The organism is Flavobacterium micromati, assembly GCF_900129585.1.
Taxonomy (GTDB): Bacteria; Bacteroidota; Bacteroidia; order Flavobacteriales; family Flavobacteriaceae; genus Flavobacterium; species Flavobacterium micromati.
In genome coordinates, this window is record NZ_FQWF01000001.1 from 388,664 (window position 1) to 410,224 (window position 21,561).

The window sequence follows — 21,561 nt, forward strand, 5'->3', positions numbered from 1 at the left end:
TCTTCACTAAAAGTAAAAATCCCAAATTCTATTATTAGAATTTGGGATTTTTTCAAATCTAAATTACCCTTTGGAATTTGGAATTTCAGTATTGGAATTTACTTTTCATATTTTCATCAACCAGTTTTTCATTGAAACTTCATTGTCAATAATTGATTTCAAGTCTGCTATAGCAACACGGTCTTGTTTCATCGTATCTCTATGACGAATCGTTACTGTATTGTCTTCAATAGTTTGATGATCTACTGTAATACAAAACGGAGTTCCCAGCGCATCTTGTCTTCTATAACGCCTTCCCACTGCATCTTTTTCATCATAAGTTACGTTGAAATCCCATTTCAAATCTTCGATGATTTTATGTGCTATTTCCGGTAATCCATCTTTTTTAAGAAGTGGCAAAACAGCTGCTTTGGTAGGCGCTAACACCGATGGTAATTTTAAAACAGTTCTTGTAGATCCGTCTTCTAATGTTTCTTCTTTTAATGAAGTTGCAAAAACAGCTAAGAACATTCGATCTAATCCTACTGATGTTTCCACAACATAAGGGACATAATTCTGATTTAATTCCGCATCAAAATACTGTAGCTTTCTACCTGAAAATTGCTCATGTGCTTTCAAGTCAAAATCAGTACGGGAATGAATTCCTTCTAATTCTTTAAATCCAAAAGGAAAATTAAATTCAATGTCAGCGGCAGCATTAGCATAATGAGCTAATTTCTCATGATCGTGAAAACGGTAATTCTCTTTTCCTAAACCTAGAGATAAATGCCATTTTAAACGTGCTTCTTTCCAAAATTCATAATGCTTCATTTCATCGCCTGGACGAACAAAAAATTGCATTTCCATTTGTTCAAATTCTCTCATTCGGAAAATAAATTGTCTGGCAACAATTTCATTTCTAAAAGCTTTCCCCGTTTGTGCAATACCAAAAGGAACTTTCATTCGCGCTGATTTTTGAACATTCAAGAAATTTACAAAAATACCTTGAGCTGTTTCTGGTCTTAAATATAAATCCATAGCAGTCTCGGCAGAAGCTCCTAATTTAGTCCCAAACATTAAATTAAACTGACGCACTTCCGTCCAATTCCTAGAACCTGATTCTGGACATGCAATTTCTAGTTCTTCAATCAAAGCTTTGACATCTTCAAGATCTTCGTTGCCAAGCGAACGACCCATTCTTTCCAGAATTTCTCTTTCTCTTGATTTATATTCAATTACTCTTGCGTTAGTAGTAATAAATTCTTGCTCATTGAAAGCATCTCCAAAACGAGTGCGCGCTTTTTCAATTTCTTTGACTGCTTTTTGATTTAGTTTTTCAGCATAATCTTCAATCAAAACGTCAGCTCTATATCTTCTTTTTGAATCTTTGTTATCAATTAATGGATCGTTGAACGCATCTACGTGACCTGAAGCTTTCCAAGTTGTAGGATGCATTAAAATTGATGAGTCAAGACCAACAATATTGTCGTTCAATTGAACCATCGCTTTCCACCAGTATTCGCGTATGTTCTTTTTTAACTCTACTCCGTTTTGTGCATAATCATAAACTGCACTTAAACCATCGTAAATTTCGCTTGACGGGAAAATAAATCCGTATTCTTTTGCATGCGAAATTACATTCTTAAATAAATCTTCTTGTTTTGCCATAGTGCTGCAAAAATATAAAAAGCGATCTACTAAAAAAAGTAATTCCCTCAACATTGAACGATGGTTTTGTTTATTTTTACAATTAAATCTCTGATTATATGTTTAAAAGCATCATAAATCTTTTTTTTCCAAAGGTCTGCTCTGGTTGCAATTCTTTTTTGTTAACCAATGAAAATGTAATTTGTACCGTTTGCCGGCACGATATTCCATTGACGAATCATCATTTAATTGTAGACAATGATGCTTTCAAAAAGTTTTATGGACGAATTCCAGTTCTTCATGCTTCGGCGTTGTTTTATTTTCATAAAAAGGGAATTGCACAGAAATTGATACTTTAAAATCCACTCTCAAAAAAATTTATCGAATAGAGGCGACGGACTCAACACGATTTTTGATGTAGTTTTTACCGATAAAGATCAAGACAAACATTATTTGGTTTATGAACTAATTACAACCAGTTCAACATTGGAGGCTTGCTCGCACGCGTTACTCAAAATTGTTAGCACAAAAATTAGTATTGTTTGCGTGGTTAAGGAGCAGAATTGAATAATAATAATTATCAAAATAAAACAATTCGATAGGTTTGAAACCTACAGCTACCACTATTTTAAAACAATAATTATAAAAGTTTTTCTTTGCGATAATTCAACGCAGCTAGTTTGTAAATAGTAAAAGGGAAAAAGAGCTGCCAGCATTTCTTTTGATAAACCTTTTAGATTGCCGAATAAACTTTAAGTCCTTATCAAACAAAATAATAACTTTTAAATTAACATCTCGTAGCGACAAACCCAATAATAGGTATAAAAAGAAAAATCTTATAATATCACAGTTGTAATTCAAAATATATTTTATAGATTTGAGGAACTAAAAAATAATAAACTATGACAAAAAAATACAAAATGATTGCTTTAGGATTATTTCTGGCAACTGTTGTATCATCGTGTAGCGACCATGAACCCAACTCAGAGGATAACACTATCTCTAGGGAACAAAAAGGAGTGGCTACGCAGTTGGGCAGGAAATTAGAGAATCCTTATTCGGTAAAGAATATGAAAAAAGCGTTGGAGAACTTGAAAAAATCGAAATTAGGTGCTAAAATGGCTACCGAAGATTTAGAAATTATCACGACTCATTGTATGTTCAATTTTCTCCAAAAACGGAGCAAGAAATGGATAATTTAATGATTGATTCATCTCTTGTACTTTATGATTATCCCTTAGATTATGAGATTCAATTGACTGGTGACTACTATCGTGATCCGCTAACCCCAGCTGACCAGCCTACGCCGCAATACTGTGCCGTAAAAGTAGATGATTTACAGGCTGACAATACTGCAATTTTTAATGCATCTGGATTAGTTACAAAAATGCGTGAAGTGCAAACAACCACCTTGGAAGAACTTTTTATTCCAGATGTATATTATGAACCACCACCTGCTAGTAGTCGAATTGGAAACAATGAGAAGCCAGAGGCTACGATGCGAAAAATAAACGGCAAAATGGTCTCGGTAGCATTGATCGATGCATTAGTAGAAGAAGCTCTTAGAATTACTAATAATTTAAGCACGTCGAGCACCCAAAACAATGCTAAAACAATGAACAATAGTTGGCGACCAGCGGGAAGAATTAGAGTATGGGACGATTTTATGCAAAACTTTGTTGGTGTTGAAGGTGCGCAGGTTAGAGCCAGAAGATGGTTTACCACTCATAGAGGCTGGGTTGGTGCTGATGGGCTTTATTCCTGTGATGGAACATTTAAAAGAGAGGCAAATTATAGTATCGATTGGGATCGTAATGGTGTATTTCATCTGCAAGACGGCTGGCTTAACGGCGCGACTTATAACGGTCCAAAAAGAGAAGGCAATTGGGATCTCAACCTTCGAGACGATAAACAAGCCTATTACGCTACCATTTACAGCGGCGCCTACTTTTTTTTCTACAAACCCATATTAGGACTTGCTCGACCTCCACGTGGGCTAAGAATAAAAGCTCGCATAGAAAACGATGCATCTTCTTTTGTAAAAGCACGTGAGATCTTTTTTGGATCTGCTATTTCAATGAAGGCTTATGGAAGTAATTCACAGACTGTTTTTGGAATTACTATTCACGAACTTGCCCATGCGCAACATCGCTTACTGGATCTTGGCAGTTACAATAACGTTGTTTTTGATGCTTATACAAGTCCTTGTGCTCCATCAGCCGAAAGTTGCGACAATCCTGGCCCAACAGGAAAAAATAATAGAAGATTTATGGAAACTTGGGCACAAACAGTCGAGATAGTTCTTACTCTTGAACGATATAGAAATATTCTTCAACGACCCGACTTCCAGTTTGCGCAGTCAAATCAGCAACTTAGACCAATCGCCTTTAGCGGTATCAGTAATTACTATACTTCTGCGGGGTTTGATATGATTGATGGATTTAACCAGCGAACAGATGCAAGTACAGATCCTCGTTTTATAGCTGTCAATAGAAATTCACTTCCAATAGACCGAGTAAGTGGATATACCATTTTGCAATTGCAAGGTGCATTGATAGGGTCACGGTCGTGGTGGGAATGGCGAGATAATATCAAAAACAGATACAATAATCCCACAGAAGGAAATTTAGATGAACTGTTTAACAATTGGACCAATTAAAATGAAAAAAGCAATTGTAGCACTCACAGCAATACTTATGTTTAACTGTGGTCCTGACCAAATAGAATGTACTCTCTACACCTATACTATTAGAAATGAGAGCGGTAAAAACATTACAATTAAAGCTTATCGAATAAACCGTCCTGATATTGCTCCCGTAATTACCAATCTAGCGATTGGGGAAAAATTAACAAAAAATTATAGGTCATGTCCTCCGTCCGGTAATTACAATTTTACAGATTTTTATGCGGATAGAAATACCCGAATTATAGACAGTATAACCGTAATTTATGAAAACAGTAAATTTCGTGGCTTTAGAGAGGATTGTAGTGATAGAAACCCATTAAGTTTTTGTGATTACAGTACAGAGGTCACATTTACATTTACAGCACAAGATTATGAAAATGCTCAAGACTGTAATGGTAAATGTAACTAAATATTATTGATAAAACGTAAAAAAATAGCATTCAAAGAGCCAAACTGCAAGCTTGGTTCTTTGTTGTTGTTTTCAATTTATAACATCTTGCATTGCAAGACCATTGGCTTAACGGCGCAACTTTTAACGGTCCAAAAAGAGAAGGCAATTGGGATCTAAACCTTCGAGACGATAAACAAGAATACTAAGCTACCATTTTTAGAGCAGCGCATCACTATTATTACAAAGATATTAAGGGGCTAAAAAGACCACCAACAAATTCATTTGGAAAACCTAAAATGAGAATTAGGGCTCATAATGGTCAGAATGATGAAAGCAATGGTAGTCATCAAAAAGATTTGCGAATATTTGGGGTTTTTGCTAGAATACATTTATACAATCCTCAAAATTCTACGTCGGAAATCTATGCAACCACCATTCACGAACTAGCACATGCGAGCCATTGGGAATTAAGAAAAAACAATTGGAACGACAATAACTTAGAAAGGAAAGTGAAAGAATCTTGGGCAAGAGGTGTGCAGTGGGAATTGACAAGGATGGTGCATAATGGATATCGAGGAGGATCAACGATTAGGCCTAGTTATACTCAAGTAGTTGTTGATATGATCGATAGTTCTAACGACTTTAATAATGGTTCAGAAAATTTACAAGAAGATAATGTTAATGGGTACTCTATAAAACAAATAGAAGATGTATTATCAAACTCCTCCTCTTGGGATGCCTGGAAAAACAACCTCAAAAATAAATATAATAATGAAACAGAAAACAACGTGGATGCGTTATTTAATCATTGGAACTAGCATAATATTGCTGTTAAATTCTTGTAGCTCAGGAGAGCAAGAATATATTGTTAAGGCAAATTATATATATTAACGAAACGAATCATATTATCGAAATTTTACCCTCCAAAATAATTAATCCTAACGAGAGATTAATAATTCCTTTTCAAGGTGAAGGAGGAAAAAACACAATAGAAACAAGTTATATTCCACCATTGGAATCCGGTTCTGTAATAAAATATAATTTTTTGAAATGCTACACTATCAAGCCAAATGGGTTGGGCTTTGGAAGAGGAGAAGGACCTGCTGGAATTCAAAATTATGAATGGATAAAGATTTCTGAAAGATTTTATGAATTTACATATCGTTTGACCGAAGAGGAATATAATAAAGCAGAAAATTGCAACTAACTTTTTTTTAATTTTAGAAACAGCGGCCAAAGAGTCAAACTGCAAAGTTGGTTCTTTGCTGTTGTTTTTAATAATTATTAATCAGTAATTCTCCGATCTCCAATTGGTTAAAAAAAGTACTTTACAAAAATAAGCCAGGTGATTCAAGACAACTACCGCTTAAAGGCAGTACAATTGTTTTTTTTGTTATTTGTAGAACTTAATATTAGGTAAGCAATTTCTAATTCTTTGACTGCTTTTATTACATCTTAAAATTTCTTGTTTCCAAAAGATTGCGCAATTGTTTTAAGCATTTTTTGTTTTTTAAATTTAGACCGCATAATTGTCGTATTTGTGGCAACAAATTCCTATATAATAACAGCGGCACCAAAACGAGATTTCACTTTTTAAATTTCTTTAATTGCTTTTTGACTTAGCTATTCAGCATAATCTACGATGGTTTTGCTTATTTTTACAATTAAATCCCTGATTATATGTTTCAAAGCATCATTAATCTTTTTTTCCCAAAAGTCTGCTCTGGTTGCAATTCTTTTTTGTTAACCAATGAAAATGTAATTTGCACCATTTGCCGACACGATATTCCGTTAACGAATCATCATTTAATTGAAGACAATGATGCTTTCAAAAAGTTTTATGGGCGAATACCGGTTCTTCATGCGTCGGCACTGTTTTATTTTCATAAAAAGGGAATCGTCCAGCAACTCATTCACAATTTAAAATACAAAGGGCATGAAGAAATAGGAACAATTCTAGGCGAATGGTATGCCGAAGATTTGAAAACTAGTGAACTACTAAAAACTGTAGATCAAATTATTCCCGTTCCGCTGCATCGCCGAAAATTAAAAGAAAGAGGCTACAATCAAGTCACCGCTTTTGGGGAAGCACTTTCTACAAGTTTAAATTTAGACTATAACAATTCTATTTTAGTTCGTAATATTTATTCAAAAACGCAGTCTAAAAAAAATCTATTAGGAAGAACGGAAGGAATTGAAACTATTTTTGACGTTTCGTTCACCGAAAAAGACCACAATAAACATTTTCTATTAATTGATGATGTAATTACAACTGGATCTACTCTTGAGGCTTGTTCTCGGGCATTAATGAAAATTCCAGGAGCCAGAATTAGTATTGTTTGTATGGCAATGGCACAATCTTAAAAGATAATGGTAAGCCTTTTTGAGGTGGTAAAAGTAATTTTAGATTATAATTCATTTCGGAAATTAAATAATACAATAAAATATAGGGCCTTTTTAATCCTGATTATCACTAAGCATTAGCAGAAATCCTTTTTGTAAGCCTTCTCGGTAGATAAAAAATTGAACTTGAAAGCAAGAATTATCTGCTAATTATCAACTATCTATAAATTAAACATAACACGTTACCACTTATTATGATGAAATTATAACGAAGTAGAATTTCCGTTTCCAAAGTTTAATGTTTAAATTTGAATGAAATATTATTATAAATTAATTTAAACAATCATATTATGGCTTTTGAATTACCACAATTACCTTATGCGTATGACGCATTAGAACCTAACATTGATGCCCGTACCATGGAAATCCATCATACAAAGCATCATAATGCCTACACTACGAACCTGAATGCAGCTGCTGCAGGAACAGATATGGAAGGCAAAACTATAGAAAATATCTTGATTAATCTTGATATGAAAAACATGGCTGTTCGTAACAACGGCGGTGGCTTTTACAATCACAACTTATTTTGGACTGTTATGTCTGGGGACGGAGGCGGGTTGCCAACTGGAGATTTACTAGTTGCAATTGAAGCTGCTTATGGAACTTTTGAAGAATTTAAAGCAAGCTTTAGTAAAGCTGGAGCGACGCAATTTGGTTCAGGATGGGCTTGGCTTTGCGTTCATCAAGGAGGAAAAGTAGAGGTTTGTGGAACTCCTAATCAAGACAATCCCTTAATGCCAGGTGTAGGCTGTGGTGGAACACCAATTTTAGGAATGGATGTTTGGGAACATGCTTATTACTTGCACTATCAAAACAGAAGACCTGATTACATAGAAGCATTTTTTAATGTTATTAATTGGACAGAAGTTTCTAGAAGATATGCTTTGGAGAAATAATTGCCCCTAACCCCCGCAGGGGGAATTAGCAAAACAGGCTATAAAAAAGATTTATTCGTCTTTTTTATAGCCTGTTTTTTTATTGCTTCTAAAAAAAAATTCCTATTTGTTACATCTTTTGTTCCCCGTTTGTGGGTACGGGGGCTTTGACTTTATTCCAATAAAAAAGGTGAAATTGCTTTCACCTTTTTTGCCCCAAATCTACCATAAACTTAACCTACTAATATTATGGTGCCTTAAAAGTATGATAGCTTTTCTATGTCTCCAAATAAAATAGGCAACTAACTAATAAAACCGATTAACAGCTTGTTGTGTCTTATTTAATATGCTCTAGCATCTTTTCCTTCATAAAAATTCATGAATGCACGATTCACTACACGGTTACCTCCAGGTGTTGGGTAATCACCTGTAAAATACCAATCGCCCAGATTTTTAGGACATGCAATATGTAAATCTTCAACGGTTTGAAAAATTATTTTAACTTCAGCTTTTATTTCAGGAGAACTCAACATTTGTGCAATCTTATCTGAAACCTCTTGAGGTGTAAATGGAGCGTAAATAGCTGTTACATAATTTATAACTTCAACATCATCAAAATTTTCTTGTGCTTTACATTTAGCATAAACCTCTGCTACAGTATGGTACAAGTTTCTTTCCTTTAATAATTCTAATGCTGCTTTAAATGCTACTAAACCTTCTAGTTTGGCCATATCAATTCCGTAACAATCTGGATATCGTATTTGCGGTGCCGAAGAAACAATTACAATTCGTTTAGGATTCAATCGATCCATCATTTTGATTATACTCATTTTTAAAGTAGTACCACGCACAATGCTATCATCAATAATTACAAGATTATCTGTTGGTTTTATAACGCCATAGGTAACGTCATAAACGTGAGCTACAAGATCATCACGGCTACTATCTTCAGTAATGAACGTTCTAAGTTTTGCATCTTTAATGGCAACCTTTTCAGTGCGAATTTTAACGGCGAGCAATTCTTGTAAAGACTCTTTAGTTAAAGAATTTCTATTTTCGAGAATATAATTGTTTTTCCGTTGATTTAAAAAATCCTGAGCTGCTTCAACTAAACCGTAAAATGAAGTTTCAGCCGTATTTGGAATATAAGAAAAAACAGTATTGTCTGTATCTTGATCAATTGCGTTTAAAACTGCGGGAAGAATGAGTCTGCCTAATGTTTTTCTTTCTTGATAGATTTCGGCGTCACTACCTCTTGAAAAATAAATACGTTCAAAGGAACACGCTTTTTTAACAGTGGGAGTCAATATTTCTTCCATCGAAATCCTTCCGTTCTTTTTGATTATTAATGCATTACCAGGCTCAATTTCCTGAATTTTTTCAAAAGGAACGTTAAAAACAGTTTGAATAACTGGCCTTTCAGAAGCTACTACAACTATTTCGTCATCTTGATAAAAATAGGCAGGACGTATTCCAGCTGGATCTCTAAATACAAAAGCGTCGCCATGTCCTAAAAGGCCCGCCATAGCGTATCCACCATCTAAGTTTTTTGACGCACGTGTTAATATTTTTGCCACATCTAAGCGTTCAGCAATTACTGGCGAAGCCTCCCTTTTATTTAGTCCTTCATTTTTACATTCTTGGTACAAATCAGTAACAGCATCATCCAGGAAATGTCCAATTTTCTCCATCACAGTTACCGTATCGGCCATTTCTTTTGGATGTTGACCAAGCTCAATTAAACTTTGAAAAAGTTCTTTTACGTTAGTCATATTAAAATTCCCAGCCAAAATTAGATTACGGTGCATCCAGTTATTTTGTCTTAAAAATGGATGAACACTTTCAATACTGTTTTTACCAAAAGTTCCATAACGAACATGACCCAAAAATAATTCGCCTAGGTACGGAATTTTCTTTTTTTGGAGAACTACATCATCAGCGTACTCGGGATGAGCAGCCATTTCTTCATTTATTCGATCATTAATTTGAGCAAAAACATCCTGAATAGGTTGCGCATGATTAGATCGAACCCTACTGATGTACCTTTCTCCAGGATCCACATCTAGTTTTATGCTTGCAAAACCAGCACCATCTTGACCACGATTGTGTTGCTTTTCCATCAAAAGATACATTTTTTGGATTCCGTAGAAAGCGGTTCCGTATTTCTCTTTATAGAATTCAAGCGGTTTAAGTAATCTTACTAATGCTATTCCGCATTCGTGTTGTAAAGCGTCGCTCATTGTATTGTAGTTTGTTGTTGTGTTATTCTGAAAGTGAATGAAATTGAAGTTTCACTGTACTTTAAAGCAAGACCGAAATTTATTACTTATTTTTTTAAACAAAAAAACCCCGTTTCCGAGGTTTTCACAGTTATAATTCTATATCAAATTGTGTCAATGATTTGAATTGTTTCAATCGTGACAAAACTTCACTTTTATCTAAATCAATCATTCTTTCAGTTCCAAATTTCTCAACGCAAAAGGAGGCTAAATTAGAACCTTGAATAATAGCGTTTTTCATATTTTCGAATGAAACGTTTTCACTCTGTGTAATGTAACCTGCAAATCCGCCTGCAAAAGTATCTCCTGCTCCTGTTGGGTCAAACACTTCTTCTAATGGTAAAGCTGGCGCAAAGAAAACTTCTTTGTTATGAAATAACAGCGCTCCATGTTCTCCTTTTTTAATGACAACATATTTTGGACCCATCGTTTGAATTTTGGCTGCAGCCTTAACTAAAGAATATTCTCCAGAAAGTTGTCGCGCCTCTTCATCATTAATTGTGATTACATCCACACGTTTAATAACGTCCAAAAGTTCTGGTAAAGCACAATCCATCCAGAAATTCATAGTGTCTAGAACTACTAATTTTGGCTGCGTTGTCATTTGGTCTAAAACGCTACTTTGAACTAAAGGATGTAAGTTTCCTAGCATCACTATGTCAGCATTTTTATAGTCTTGAGGAACTTTTGGCTGGAAATCAGCTAAAACATTTAATTGAGTATCTAAAGTGTCTCTTGAATTCAAATCATTGTGATAACGACCACTCCAGAAAAAAGTTTTTCCGCCTTTTACAACTTCAAGTCCTGAAATATCAATATTTCTTGAAGTTAGCAAGTCTAAATATTCTTGTGGAAAATCATCACCAACTACAGAAACGATAGCCGATTGTACATTAAAAAAAGAGGCCGACAGACCAATATAAGTTCCTGCGCCCCCTAAAATTTTATCTGTTTTTCCAAAAGGAGTTTCAATTGCATCAAAAGCTACAGTTCCAACAATCAATAATTTATTCATTTTTTTCATTTCGAATTAAGGCGCAAAGGTAGTTTATAACTACTAAAGTTGCAACGGTTTACACCCTCAAAATTTTCATAAAAAAACAGTAAGTACTACCAGTCTAAAAGTAATGTAAATGAGTAGATTATATCTTATTTTTTTGATTGCTTAAACGAAGTGTTTTTCTTTAAGAAACATCTTTTTTTCTTCAATAACGATTTCAAACGTTTTCTGATTGATGATTGAAAAAATAAAAATTACAGTTGATATCTATTATTGTAATACTTTTTTAATAAAGGTATTTGAATAAGAACCATCAAAGGAACAATTAAAATAGCGTATAAAATGTTTTTCGAAATATCCTTTCCTGAAAACAAATCAGAAACTTTTTCTGTGTAAAATCTGTTTATTCTCATATCATATTCACCACCAGTCATAAAGGAACAAATAAATAAAACAATTAATCCCCCAATAATAAGAGACCATGTCTGTTTTGAAATTAAAGGTTTGTATGCTTTAATTTTACTTTTCTCAGCTGCTAAAATCTGAGCCATAATTCTTGAAGTGAAGTCAATTGATGGTGATTCCAAATTACTTTCAGCCATCATTTTATCAATAAGATTTTCTATGTTTTTATCGCTCTCTTTCATAATACTCTAGTATTTCAGGTTCTAATTGTTTTTTAAGTATAACAGCTAATTTTTGCCTACTTCTGAATAGTTTTACTTTGGCATTGTTGGCCGAAATATTCATGATTTTTCCAATTTCTTCTATATTCTTTTCATCAAAATAAAACAGCGTCAGCAGGAAGTTTTCGTTGCTTGGTAACAAATTTAAGCAATTTTGAATAGTCTGCTTCCGTTCTTTATCTTCTAATGCACTCAAAGCATTATCCATTGTTTTAATTAAATGTGTTGAAAAAGCATCTATCGAGATAATGTTTTTTTCCTTATTATTTTTCTTTAGACGGTCTAAGCTGGTGTTGTATGCAATTTTATAACTCCAAGTTGAAAATTTAGAATCTCCTTTAAACTTGCTTATAGAATTGTAAATCTTAATAAAGGTATCCTGAGAAACTTCTTCAGCTTCTTCGCGGTTTTTCACCATTTTGAGCGCTAGGCTAAAGATCATATCCTTGTAACGATTTACTAACACGGCAAACGCATTGTGGTCACCCTGTATAATTAAATTGATATAATGCTGATCTTCTAGTGTACTCATATTCTATAGGACGACACCTTGCTGGGTTAGGTTACAATAAATTACAAATATTTCGAAACAATAAAAATTGAATCATATAAGTGATACAAGTAGATATAAGTTTCGTTTCAGCACTTGGATTAAAAATGCGATTTGGCTTTTCAGCACGATATTGTCATTCCGAAACACAATGAATCTCCACAAGTAACTCCATAAAGGAAGAGACTTAAAACTTGAAACTTTTTTCAAAAAATCTGTAACCTTATTTAAATTTCTCTCGTCATACAAAGTATTAATCAATTAAAAGAAAATATTATGTTAACAGAAGTTTTAATACCACTTAGTTTTTTTTTAATGATCTTCGGGATCGTTTATCTTATTTATTCAACGAGAAACAGAGAACGTTTAGCACTTATTGAAAAAGGTGTTGATGCCAGTATTTTTTTGCAAGGCAGAGAAAAAGGTATTCCGATGTGGAAAATCTTTGTTGTTAACCTAGCCTTTTTATTAATCGGCTGTGGCGTTGGAATTTTTATTGCTTTACTAATTACAACGTACACGTCACTAGAAGATGGCGCAGTTTACCCCTCGATCATTTTTATCATGGCAGGAATAGGCTTGCTGGTAGGATTTCGTAATGCTAAAGATTTAGACAAACGATAAATAAAACTCAAGTCAGTAAATGGAATAACGCATCAAAAACAATGTTTTTGGTGCGTTATTTTTTTATTCTTTAGATGCTGTAGCTTCATAAAAAGCGTCAATAGAAAGATTAGGCAATCCAGATGCGTAAACGGCTAGTGCATCGCATCGCTCATTCTGGATATGGTTGTTATGGCCTTTTATCCACTTGAATTCTACTTTTTGTTTACGGTAAACAACCAAAAAACGTTTCCACAAATCGGAATTTTTCCTATTGACAAATCCTTTTTTCTCCCAACCCAAAACCCATTTTTTCTCAACGGAGTCTACTACGTATTTAGAATCAGAAACAACTAACACACGTGTATTAGGGCTTTTAAGTTTTTCTAGACCCACAATAACAGCTAACAATTCCATTCTATTGTTTGTTGTCATTCGAAACCCTTCATAGAATTCTTTTTTATATGGTTTCCCCACCCACTCCATCACAACGCCGTATCCTCCGTTTCCAGGATTCCCTTTTGCTGCGCCGTCAGTGTAAATATGTACGTCGTGTTCCATAGCTATTCATAATTATTGTCACCGATCAATTCTTAATTCTGTGGTTATTTTGATGAAAATTTTAAAGTAACCTTTCGATAACTTTTGGAAAATACTCTTGTTCTAATTGATGAATTTTTGCTGCAACAATCTCAGCAGTCTCTAAACCCGTTAAATTAATTTTTTGTTGAAAAATGATCGACCCTTCATCATAATTTTCGTTCACGTAATGAATAGTAATTCCAGTTTCTATTTCTTTATTGTCAACAATTGCTTGATGAATGTGCATTCCATACATTCCTTTTCCACCATATTTTGGAAGTAAAGCGGGATGGATATTTATGATTCTATTGGGATACAATTTAATTATGTTTTGAGGAAATTTTAATAAAAATCCTGCCAGAACAATCCAATCTGGATTTATTTTATTAACTTTTTGTAATACTTTGCTTTCGTTTAGCTCTAATTTAGAGAAAATCTCAATCGGTATTTCATAGTTTTTAACTTTTTCAATTACGCCTGCATTTGGATTATTAGTAAAGACAGTGACCACTTTTGCAGAATGCCTTTTTTCAAAATATTGTATAATATTTTCAGCATTAGTACCCGATCCAGACGCAAAAACAATAATTTTTTTCATATTTAGCTTCTTTTCATTGGCACAAAAAAACGGATAAAAAACGATAATAAATAGCATTGCTCCCGCTTTATTAAAATAAATTTCATACTTTAGACTTCACATTTTTAAAGTAAATAGTTGTTTTAAAATAAAGTTTTTTATTTTTGCCAACAAATTAAATTCTAAAATTAAAGATTATGTCAGACATTGCATCAAGAGTAAAAGCGATTATCGTAGACAAATTAGGTGTTGACGAAAACGAAGTTGTAACAGAAGCAAGCTTCACTAATGATTTAGGCGCTGACTCATTAGACACTGTAGAGCTTATTATGGAATTCGAAAAAGAATTTGATATTCAAATTCCAGACGATCAAGCAGAAAACATCGCTACTGTAGGTCAAGCAATCTCTTACATTGAGGAAGCTAAAAAATAATAAAGAACACACCCGTTTGCATTGCTGTAAACGGGTGTTATTATTTTTCTAAAGTTAAATTTGGGATTGCATTTCAATCAAAAGATATTTATAAAATTACCCACAGCTACTTTGTACTAATTTATACAGTATTGGCGTGGGTTTTATTTATTTAAAGATAACAAAATAAAGGATTATGGAATTAAGACGAGTTGTAGTAACAGGTTTAGGCGCTCTTACTCCCATTGGTAATACAGTTGAAGAATATTGGAACGGATTAATCAGCGGCGTTAGTGGAGCTGCACCTATTACCTATTTTGACGCTTCAAAATTTAGAACTCATTTTGCCTGCGAAGTTAAAAACTTTAATGTAGAAGATTTTATAGAGCGAAAAGAAGCTCGCAAAATGGATCGATATGCGCAATATGCTATGGTAGCATCAGAAGAAGCTGTTCGTGACGCTGGATTTAATTTTGAAAAATTAGACAAAGATAGAGTTGGCGTAATATGGGGATCGGGAATTGGCGGATTAGAAACTTTCCAAATAGAAGTTCTTAATTTTGCGGCTGGTGACGGAACACCCAAATTCAACCCATTTTTCATTCCAAAAATGATTGCAGATATTGCAGGTGGCCATATTTCAATAAAATATGGTTTTAGAGGACCAAATTTCACAACTGTTTCCGCTTGCGCTTCTTCCACAAATGCTATTATTGATGCCTTCAATTACATTCGTTTAGGTCACGCTGATGCTATGGTAACTGGAGGATCTGAAGCAGCTGTTACAATTGCTGGAATGGGAGGATTTAATGCAATGCATGCACTTTCAACTAGAAATGATGATCCTAAAACTGCATCCAGACCTATGGATAAAGATAGAGATGGCTTTATATTAGGAGAAGGAGCTGGAGCTTTAGTGTTAGAAGAATACGAACATGCGATAGCTCGTGGAGCAACTATCTATTGTGAAATAGGCGGTGGCGGTATGTCGGCAGATGCCTATCATATAACGGCTCCACATCCTGAAGGATTAGGTGCTAAAAATGTAATGCTAAACTGCTTGAGAGATGCGGGTTTACAAGCTAGCGACGTCGATGGTGTAAATATGCACGGAACATCAACACCTTTAGGAGATTTGGCTGAATCAAAAGCAATTTTACATGTTTTTGGCGAACATGCATACGATATGAATTTAAATTCAACTAAATCCATGACTGGTCACTTATTAGGAGCGGCCGGAGCAATTGAAACTATCTCCTCAATTCTCTCTTTAAAATACGGAATCGTTCCTCCTACCATTAATCATTTTACAGATGATGAAAATATTGATCCTAAACTAAACTTCACCTTTAACAAAGCTCAAAAAAGAGATATGAATGTAGTTATGAGTAACACTTTTGGTTTTGGCGGTCACAACGCCTGTGTATTAGTTAAAAAATTAGCCATCTAATTGTATGCGTATAATTAGGAAAATATTTTCAAAATCCCGTTCGGCAGAAGACGGGATTTTTTTTACTTCTATTCAAAAAATTTTAGGTTTTGCTCCAGTAAACCTTGAAAATTACAAAAAAGCATTTACGCACCGATCTTCAAATAGACTCGATGAAATGGGTAATCCCATGAACTATGAACGATTAGAGTTTTTAGGAGATGCAATGCTAAGTTCTGTAATTGCTGCTTATTTATTTACTAAAGCTCCTGCGGGAGATGAGGGTTACTTGACAAAAATGCGATCGAAAATTGTTAGTAGAGAACATTTAAATGAATTAGGTAAAGATCTCAATTTAATACAATACATAGAGAGTAAAGTACCACTACAGCATTTTGGCGAAAATATTCATGGTAATATTTTTGAATCATTAGTTGGTGCTATTTATTTAGATCGCGGTTACGTTTATTGTGAAAAATTTATCCATCAACGGGTGATTACTCCTTACGTTGATATAACAAGACTTGAGGGCAAAGTGATAAGTTATAAAAGCTTAGTTATCGAATGGTGTCAAAAAGAAAAAAAAATATTTCATTATGATATCTTTGAAGATAATGCAATAGATGGGCAACGACTATTTGGCGTAAAGTTGAGTATCGAAGACAAGGTTATTGCAAAAGCGCGAGCAACATCCAAGAAGAAAGCAGAAGAAAAAGCATCGCAACGTGCTTATTTCGCATTTCAAGAAAAAATGGATAGAAAATAACAGTTCCAATATTAAAACTATAACGTTTTCGTTTATAAATTAACAAAAACATCTTCCTCATAAGCCTAAACACTTCAACAGAAGTACTATATTTACAGCTTATTTTTTAAGAAATGGTACTTCGTAAACTTAGTCTTGGAGAATTTGACGAGATAGATTACAATCTAATCGCAATTCATACTTCCTTAGAAGATTATCGATTGGCTTATTTTTTGAATCAAAGACTTGGTATAAATTTAAGTAAAAGTGCCAATGAAATTCAAATAAGTGTTAAAGAAGGAGAAACTAATTTTTCTAGATTTTCCTATACTGTAAAAGAAACTAATATTCGCTGGAACTTAATTCAGAACAATAGCGAGGTGATGTACCCTCACAATGGAGAAAAACTAAATCTATTTTTCAATGTGCCAATGCAAATGGCGACAAAAGTTTTTTTACTTCCCGAATTTAAGAAAGTTGACTACTTTTTAAAAATCGAAAATAATGATGAAATTTCATCTACTACAGAAACACTAATTCTAATAAATTCCATAGAGAGCATCTCAACGGTTTATATCGTAGATGCAAAGAAAATAAAATCTAAAAACAATTTAATTTTTTAATACAAATGCTTACAAACAAAAAAACTAAAATTGTAGCCACGCTAGGTCCTGCATGTAGTACAAGAGAAATCATCAAAGATATGATCGACGCAGGCGTTAACGTATTCCGAGTAAATTTTTCACATGCTGACTACGAAGATGTTAAAGAAAAAATAAATCTCATAAGAGGTTTAAACGAAGAGTTTGGTTACACAACAGCAATACTTGGTGATTTACAAGGTCCAAAATTACGCGTCGGTGTTATGGAGGAAGGCGTTGTAGTTCAAGACGGTGATTTAATTACGTTCACCACCGCAGAGGATGTTTTAGGAACAGCCAAAAAAGTATTTATGAAATACAAAAACTTTCCAAACGATGTAAATCCTGGTGAAAGAATTTTGCTTGATGATGGTAAACTTATTTTTGAAATAGTTGAAACTGATAAAAAATCAGAAGTTATAGCAAAAGTAATTCAAGGTGGCGAACTAAAGTCTAAAAAGGGAGTTAACTTACCTAATACTAAAATATCACTTCCAGCTATGACTGAGAAAGATATTGCCGATGCTATTTTTGCAATTGGACAAAAAGTAGACTGGATTGCTTTATCTTTTGTAAAAACCCCGAGAGACTTACAAGATTTACAAGAGTTAATAGCGGAGCACTCTGAATATAAAATCCCAATTATTGCAAAAATTGAAATGCCTGAGGCATTAGAGAATATTGACAAAATTGTGGCCTATTGTGACGCTCTAATGGTTGCGCGAGGTGATCTAGGAGTTGAACTTCCTGCTCATGAAGTCCCACTAGTCCAAAAAGATTTGATTCGAAGAGCTAAAACCGCACGTATTCCAGTAATTGTGGCTACACAAATGATGGAGACAATGATTACAAGTTTAACACCAACTAGAGCCGAAGTAAATGATGTGGCCAATTCTGTTATGGATGGTGCAGACGCGGTAATGCTTTCTGGAGAAACTGCTACTGGAAACTATCCTGTACAAGTGATTCAAAAGATGACACAAATTTGCGAAGCGGTAGAGAACTCTCCACTTATTCAAGTGCCACAAAACACCCCACAAATTAAAACGAAAAGATTTATCACCAAAACGATTTGTCGTCACGCTGCAAAAATGGCCAATGCTATTGAAGCCAAAGCAATCTCGACAATGACTAATAGTGGTTATACTGCTTTTCAATTATCGGCATGGCGACCTAATACGGCTGAAATCTTAGTTTTCACCTCTAATAAAAGAATTCTAACACAATTGAGTTTGTTGTGGGCTGTAAGAACTTTTTTTTATGATAAAGAAGAAAGCACCGATACAACGGTTACTGACATTAATAGAATTGCAAAGGAAAAAGGATTTGTCGTACAAGGTGATTATATCATCAACTTAGCATCTATGCCTATTAATGAAAAAGGGATGGTCAACACAATGAGAGTATCTGAAATAGAATAGTTAATTTCTTTTCCATAACTAAAAACCGTCTTATTTAAAAATGAGACGGTTTTACTTTTTTACGCAATTTGTAAAAAAATATTAGTAATATTTAAACAATCATTTGCAAAATAACTTTTATATTTGAACAACAAAAAAATTAGCTATGAATTCCAATAATCCATTTTTAAATAATAAAACTTTTACAACGGCAACCTCAAGAAATACTGAGCTTAGTAGTTCTAAATCTATAGGTTATAGCCAAGAAATGACTGTAACTGGAACAATAAACAGAAGTTTAATTTTGTTTTTATTATTAACCGCTTCAGCAACTGTTATTTGGTGGATGACTTTTAACGGTATGAATCCAATGGCTCCAGCTATAGGTGGTGCTGTAATGGGATTAATCCTTGTTGTAATTGCGGCTTTTAAACCACAATATTCTCCTTACCTCGCTCCGGGATATGCATTATTTGAAGGTTTATTTATTGGTGGTATTTCGGCGATTTTTGAAGCAATGTACCCTACGATACTTGTTCAGGCAGTAGGAGCAACATTTGTGACTTTTATAGTTTGTTTAGGATTGTATAAATACAAAATCGTAAAAGTTACAGAACAATTTAAGTCAGTTGTGATCGCTGCAACTTTAGCAATCGCTACCTATTATCTTATTTCTTGGTTGTTTTCAATGTTTACAAGCTTTGTGCCAGTGCACGCAGGAAATTCTGCATTGAGTATTGGAATAAGTGTGTTTGTTATTATAATCGCGGCGTTAAACTTGTTTCTAGATTTCGATCGAATTGAAAAAGGAGCCGAACAAAAAATGCCAAAATATATGGAATGGTATAGCGCCATGGGCTTGATGATAACGCTAGTTTGGCTATACATCGAATTTTTAAGGTTATTATCAAAATTAAGTAGTAAAAACTAAATAGCTTTAAAAAGAAAACCTTTCCGGATTGGAAAGGTTTTCTTTTTTTATGCAGCTTTTTCAAAAGCGATGTAATGGCTTAATTGACCTCTTATATCAAAAACAGGATAGCCTTTAATAAGACATTGATAGGTTTCACCATTCTTCTTATAATTTATAATAGTCTTTTCGAAAGGTTTAATGTCCAATAATGCATTTCTAATTTCATTAGACACATCTTCATTTGTGGCAACACCTTGAAACATTCTTGGAGTTTTACCTATAACTTCCGTTGGAAGATAGCCATTCATTTCAACGATATTATGCGATGCAAAAATAATTTGCAGTTTTACATCTGTAACGATAATCACTTCTTCTTTAAGACTGTTTTTTATGTCCCAATTGTTTAACGCCCATTTGTTTTGAGTCGCAATCGCTTTTAGTTTTGCTAAATCAAAATGGTAGTTCTTAACTTGCTCTAAAAAAACATTATGAAAATCCCATGAATAAATAGGTGTCGATTTACCCTTTAAGTTGCTGTTATACACTGCAATAGTTTCTTCATATTGTTTCAAGTCACTCATAATCATTTACATTTAAAGCGTCAAATGTATATTTATTTATAATATAAAAATAGTAATTAATAAACTTTAACCCTTGTTGAACGTAACTTCTATTTTTAAAAATCAAATTTTAATTGCACAACAACAAACTGCTTAAGCTCTGTATTTAAGTTACTTAACGCAATTCCCAGCAAACGCACAGAATTTTTCATTCGCTCCTGATACAAAAGTTCGCTTACTATTTCTAAAATCAAAGCTTTATCTGAAACAAAATATGGCATAGTTTTACTTCTAGTTTGCTGCGTAAAATCGCTATACTTTATTTTTAAAGTAATTGTTTTACCCGAAACTTTATGTTTTTTTAATCTTTTCTCTAATGTTGCCGCAATAATATCTAATTTTTCGATCATAAAAACTTCAGAGGAAAGATTACTGTCAAAAGTATTTTCAGCCGCTACTGATTTAGTAATTCTATTAGACTTCACTTCACCGTTATGAATACCACGAACTACATTATAATAGAAACTGCCTGATTTACCAAAATGTTTTTCTAAAAAATCCAAGGATTTGCTTTTTAATTCTAATCCTGTAAAAATACCAAGTTGATACATCTTTTCAGTCGTTACTTTACCAACTCCATGAAACTTTCGAATGGCAAGCTGCTCTAAAAAGAGAATAACTTCTTCTGGCTTTACTGTTTTTTGTCCGTTAGGTTTGTTGTAGTCACTAGCAATTTTCGCAACAAACTTGTTTACCGATATTCCGGCAGAAGCGGTTAAACCTACTGTGTCAAAAATACGTTGCCTAATTTCTTGAGCTAATAGTGTTGCACTAGGATTTCCTTTTTTATTAATAGTTACATCAAGGTAAGCTTCATCAAGAGACAATGGCTCGACTAAATCAGTGTATTCATAAAATATTTTTTGAATTTGACTCGATATTTCTTTGTACCGATCAAATCTCGGGGCCACAAAAATAAGATCAGGACAATTTTTTTTAGCAATTATACTGCTGATTGCGCTACGGACTCCAAATTTACGAGCTTCATAACTAGCAGCAGCTACAACGCCTCGATTTTCGGAACCTCCTACGGCAATAGGCTTACCACGCAATAATGGATTATCCAATTGCTCCACAGAAGCGTAAAACGCATCCATGTCCACGTGAATAATTTTTCTATTTGGAATTAAATCCTCCAT

Annotated in this window: 24 protein-coding genes; 15 read left to right on the forward strand and 9 right to left on the reverse strand. The window is 33.8% G+C overall.

Translation table 11 applies throughout. From position 1 onward, the window contains the following. Positions 1 to 105: 105 nt before the first annotated feature. Positions 106 to 1,647 (reverse strand): glycine--tRNA ligase, encoded by a 1,542-nt coding sequence (locus BUB42_RS01680; protein ID WP_073016546.1) that lies wholly within the window; start codon positions 1,645 to 1,647, stop codon positions 106 to 108. Positions 1,648 to 1,745: 98 nt separating this feature from the next. Here BUB42_RS01680 and BUB42_RS16855 point away from each other — a divergent pair, with 98 nt between their 5' ends. From BUB42_RS16855 to BUB42_RS01720, 8 genes are all read left to right on the forward strand, one after another. Next, positions 1,746 to 1,985, forward strand: coding sequence for a hypothetical protein (locus tag BUB42_RS16855; RefSeq protein ID WP_073016547.1), 240 nt, complete (start codon positions 1,746 to 1,748; stop codon positions 1,983 to 1,985). A gap of 543 nt (positions 1,986 to 2,528) precedes the next feature. Beyond that, the gene (locus BUB42_RS01690; RefSeq protein WP_073016549.1) at positions 2,529 to 2,828 is read left to right on the forward strand and encodes a hypothetical protein; all 300 of its coding nucleotides are present in this window, start codon (positions 2,529 to 2,531) and stop codon (positions 2,826 to 2,828) included. After that, positions 2,816 to 4,285, forward strand: a complete 1,470-nt coding sequence (locus BUB42_RS01695) for a hypothetical protein (protein WP_073016551.1) — start codon at positions 2,816 to 2,818, stop codon at positions 4,283 to 4,285. The genes BUB42_RS01690 and BUB42_RS01695 overlap by 13 nt, the downstream gene beginning before the upstream one ends. Position 4,286: 1 nt before the next feature. Next, positions 4,287 to 4,721: a hypothetical protein gene (locus BUB42_RS01700; RefSeq protein ID WP_073016552.1), complete on the forward strand. Its 435-nt coding sequence runs from the start codon at positions 4,287 to 4,289 to the stop codon at positions 4,719 to 4,721. 278 nt (positions 4,722 to 4,999) lie between these two features. Next, positions 5,000 to 5,521: a hypothetical protein gene (locus BUB42_RS01705; protein ID WP_073016554.1), complete on the forward strand. Its 522-nt coding sequence runs from the start codon at positions 5,000 to 5,002 to the stop codon at positions 5,519 to 5,521. 47 nt (positions 5,522 to 5,568) lie between these two features. Beyond that, positions 5,569 to 5,910, forward strand: a complete 342-nt coding sequence (locus tag BUB42_RS01710; RefSeq protein WP_073016556.1) for a hypothetical protein — start codon at positions 5,569 to 5,571, stop codon at positions 5,908 to 5,910. A gap of 473 nt (positions 5,911 to 6,383) precedes the next feature. Continuing rightward, positions 6,384 to 7,067 (forward strand): ComF family protein, encoded by a 684-nt coding sequence (locus BUB42_RS01715; RefSeq protein ID WP_073016558.1) that lies wholly within the window; start codon positions 6,384 to 6,386, stop codon positions 7,065 to 7,067. 329 nt (positions 7,068 to 7,396) lie between these two features. Beyond that, entirely contained in the window at positions 7,397 to 8,005 is a 609-nt protein-coding gene (locus BUB42_RS01720) for a superoxide dismutase (RefSeq protein ID WP_073016560.1), read from the forward strand. 320 nt (positions 8,006 to 8,325) lie between these two features. Here BUB42_RS01720 and BUB42_RS01725 read toward each other — a convergent pair whose 3' ends face one another. The 4 genes from BUB42_RS01725 to BUB42_RS01740 form a co-directional block, all read right to left on the reverse strand. Further along, entirely contained in the window at positions 8,326 to 10,224 is a 1,899-nt protein-coding gene (locus BUB42_RS01725) for an amidophosphoribosyltransferase (RefSeq protein ID WP_073016562.1), read from the reverse strand. Between the two features lie 130 nt (positions 10,225 to 10,354). Beyond that, on the reverse strand, positions 10,355 to 11,278 hold the full coding sequence (locus BUB42_RS01730; protein WP_073016762.1) for a PfkB family carbohydrate kinase: 924 nt from the start codon (positions 11,276 to 11,278) through the stop codon (positions 10,355 to 10,357). 239 nt (positions 11,279 to 11,517) lie between these two features. Further along, complete coding sequence (locus BUB42_RS01735; protein WP_073016564.1) at positions 11,518 to 11,910, reverse strand: hypothetical protein; 393 nt, start codon at positions 11,908 to 11,910, stop codon at positions 11,518 to 11,520. Next, positions 11,894 to 12,481: an RNA polymerase sigma factor gene (locus BUB42_RS01740; RefSeq protein ID WP_073016566.1), complete on the reverse strand. Its 588-nt coding sequence runs from the start codon at positions 12,479 to 12,481 to the stop codon at positions 11,894 to 11,896. The genes BUB42_RS01735 and BUB42_RS01740 overlap by 17 nt, the downstream gene beginning before the upstream one ends. 294 nt (positions 12,482 to 12,775) lie before the next feature. Between BUB42_RS01740 and BUB42_RS01745 the strand changes: the two genes are divergently transcribed. Beyond that, positions 12,776 to 13,123 (forward strand): DUF6249 domain-containing protein, encoded by a 348-nt coding sequence (locus BUB42_RS01745; RefSeq protein ID WP_073016568.1) that lies wholly within the window; start codon positions 12,776 to 12,778, stop codon positions 13,121 to 13,123. A 63-nt stretch (positions 13,124 to 13,186) separates the two neighbouring features. Here the strand turns inward: BUB42_RS01745 and BUB42_RS01750 are convergent, their stop codons facing one another. Together BUB42_RS01750 and purN are read right to left on the reverse strand one after the other, a co-directional pair. Next, positions 13,187 to 13,663: a ribonuclease HI gene (locus tag BUB42_RS01750; RefSeq protein ID WP_073016570.1), complete on the reverse strand. Its 477-nt coding sequence runs from the start codon at positions 13,661 to 13,663 to the stop codon at positions 13,187 to 13,189. A 61-nt stretch (positions 13,664 to 13,724) separates the two neighbouring features. Further along, entirely contained in the window at positions 13,725 to 14,282 is a 558-nt protein-coding gene (gene purN / locus BUB42_RS01755) for a phosphoribosylglycinamide formyltransferase (RefSeq protein WP_073016571.1), read from the reverse strand. Positions 14,283 to 14,458: 176 nt separating this feature from the next. Here purN and BUB42_RS01760 point away from each other — a divergent pair, with 176 nt between their 5' ends. The 6 genes from BUB42_RS01760 (at position 14,459) to BUB42_RS01785 (ending at position 19,820) form a co-directional block, all read left to right on the forward strand. After that, positions 14,459 to 14,695, forward strand: a complete 237-nt coding sequence (locus BUB42_RS01760) for an acyl carrier protein (RefSeq protein ID WP_007137004.1) — start codon at positions 14,459 to 14,461, stop codon at positions 14,693 to 14,695. A 175-nt stretch (positions 14,696 to 14,870) separates the two neighbouring features. Continuing rightward, complete coding sequence (gene fabF / locus BUB42_RS01765; protein ID WP_073016573.1) at positions 14,871 to 16,124, forward strand: beta-ketoacyl-ACP synthase II; 1,254 nt, start codon at positions 14,871 to 14,873, stop codon at positions 16,122 to 16,124. A gap of 4 nt (positions 16,125 to 16,128) precedes the next feature. After that, positions 16,129 to 16,869 carry a ribonuclease III gene (gene rnc, locus BUB42_RS01770; protein ID WP_073016575.1) on the forward strand — a complete coding sequence of 247 codons (741 nt, stop codon included), beginning with the start codon at positions 16,129 to 16,131 and terminating at the stop codon, positions 16,867 to 16,869. 113 nt (positions 16,870 to 16,982) lie between these two features. After that, positions 16,983 to 17,471: an IPExxxVDY family protein gene (locus BUB42_RS01775; protein WP_073016577.1), complete on the forward strand. Its 489-nt coding sequence runs from the start codon at positions 16,983 to 16,985 to the stop codon at positions 17,469 to 17,471. Between the two features lie 5 nt (positions 17,472 to 17,476). Continuing rightward, positions 17,477 to 18,910 carry a pyruvate kinase gene (gene pyk, locus BUB42_RS01780; RefSeq protein ID WP_073016579.1) on the forward strand — a complete coding sequence of 478 codons (1,434 nt, stop codon included), beginning with the start codon at positions 17,477 to 17,479 and terminating at the stop codon, positions 18,908 to 18,910. A gap of 145 nt (positions 18,911 to 19,055) precedes the next feature. After that, entirely contained in the window at positions 19,056 to 19,820 is a 765-nt protein-coding gene (locus BUB42_RS01785) for a Bax inhibitor-1/YccA family protein (protein WP_073016581.1), read from the forward strand. Between the two features lie 47 nt (positions 19,821 to 19,867). Here the strand turns inward: BUB42_RS01785 and BUB42_RS01790 are convergent, their stop codons facing one another. Next, positions 19,868 to 20,383, reverse strand: coding sequence for a PAS domain-containing protein (locus BUB42_RS01790; RefSeq protein ID WP_073016583.1), 516 nt, complete (start codon positions 20,381 to 20,383; stop codon positions 19,868 to 19,870). Between the two features lie 95 nt (positions 20,384 to 20,478). Continuing rightward, positions 20,479 to 21,561: a DNA polymerase IV gene (gene dinB / locus BUB42_RS01795; protein ID WP_073016584.1), complete on the reverse strand. Its 1,083-nt coding sequence runs from the start codon at positions 21,559 to 21,561 to the stop codon at positions 20,479 to 20,481.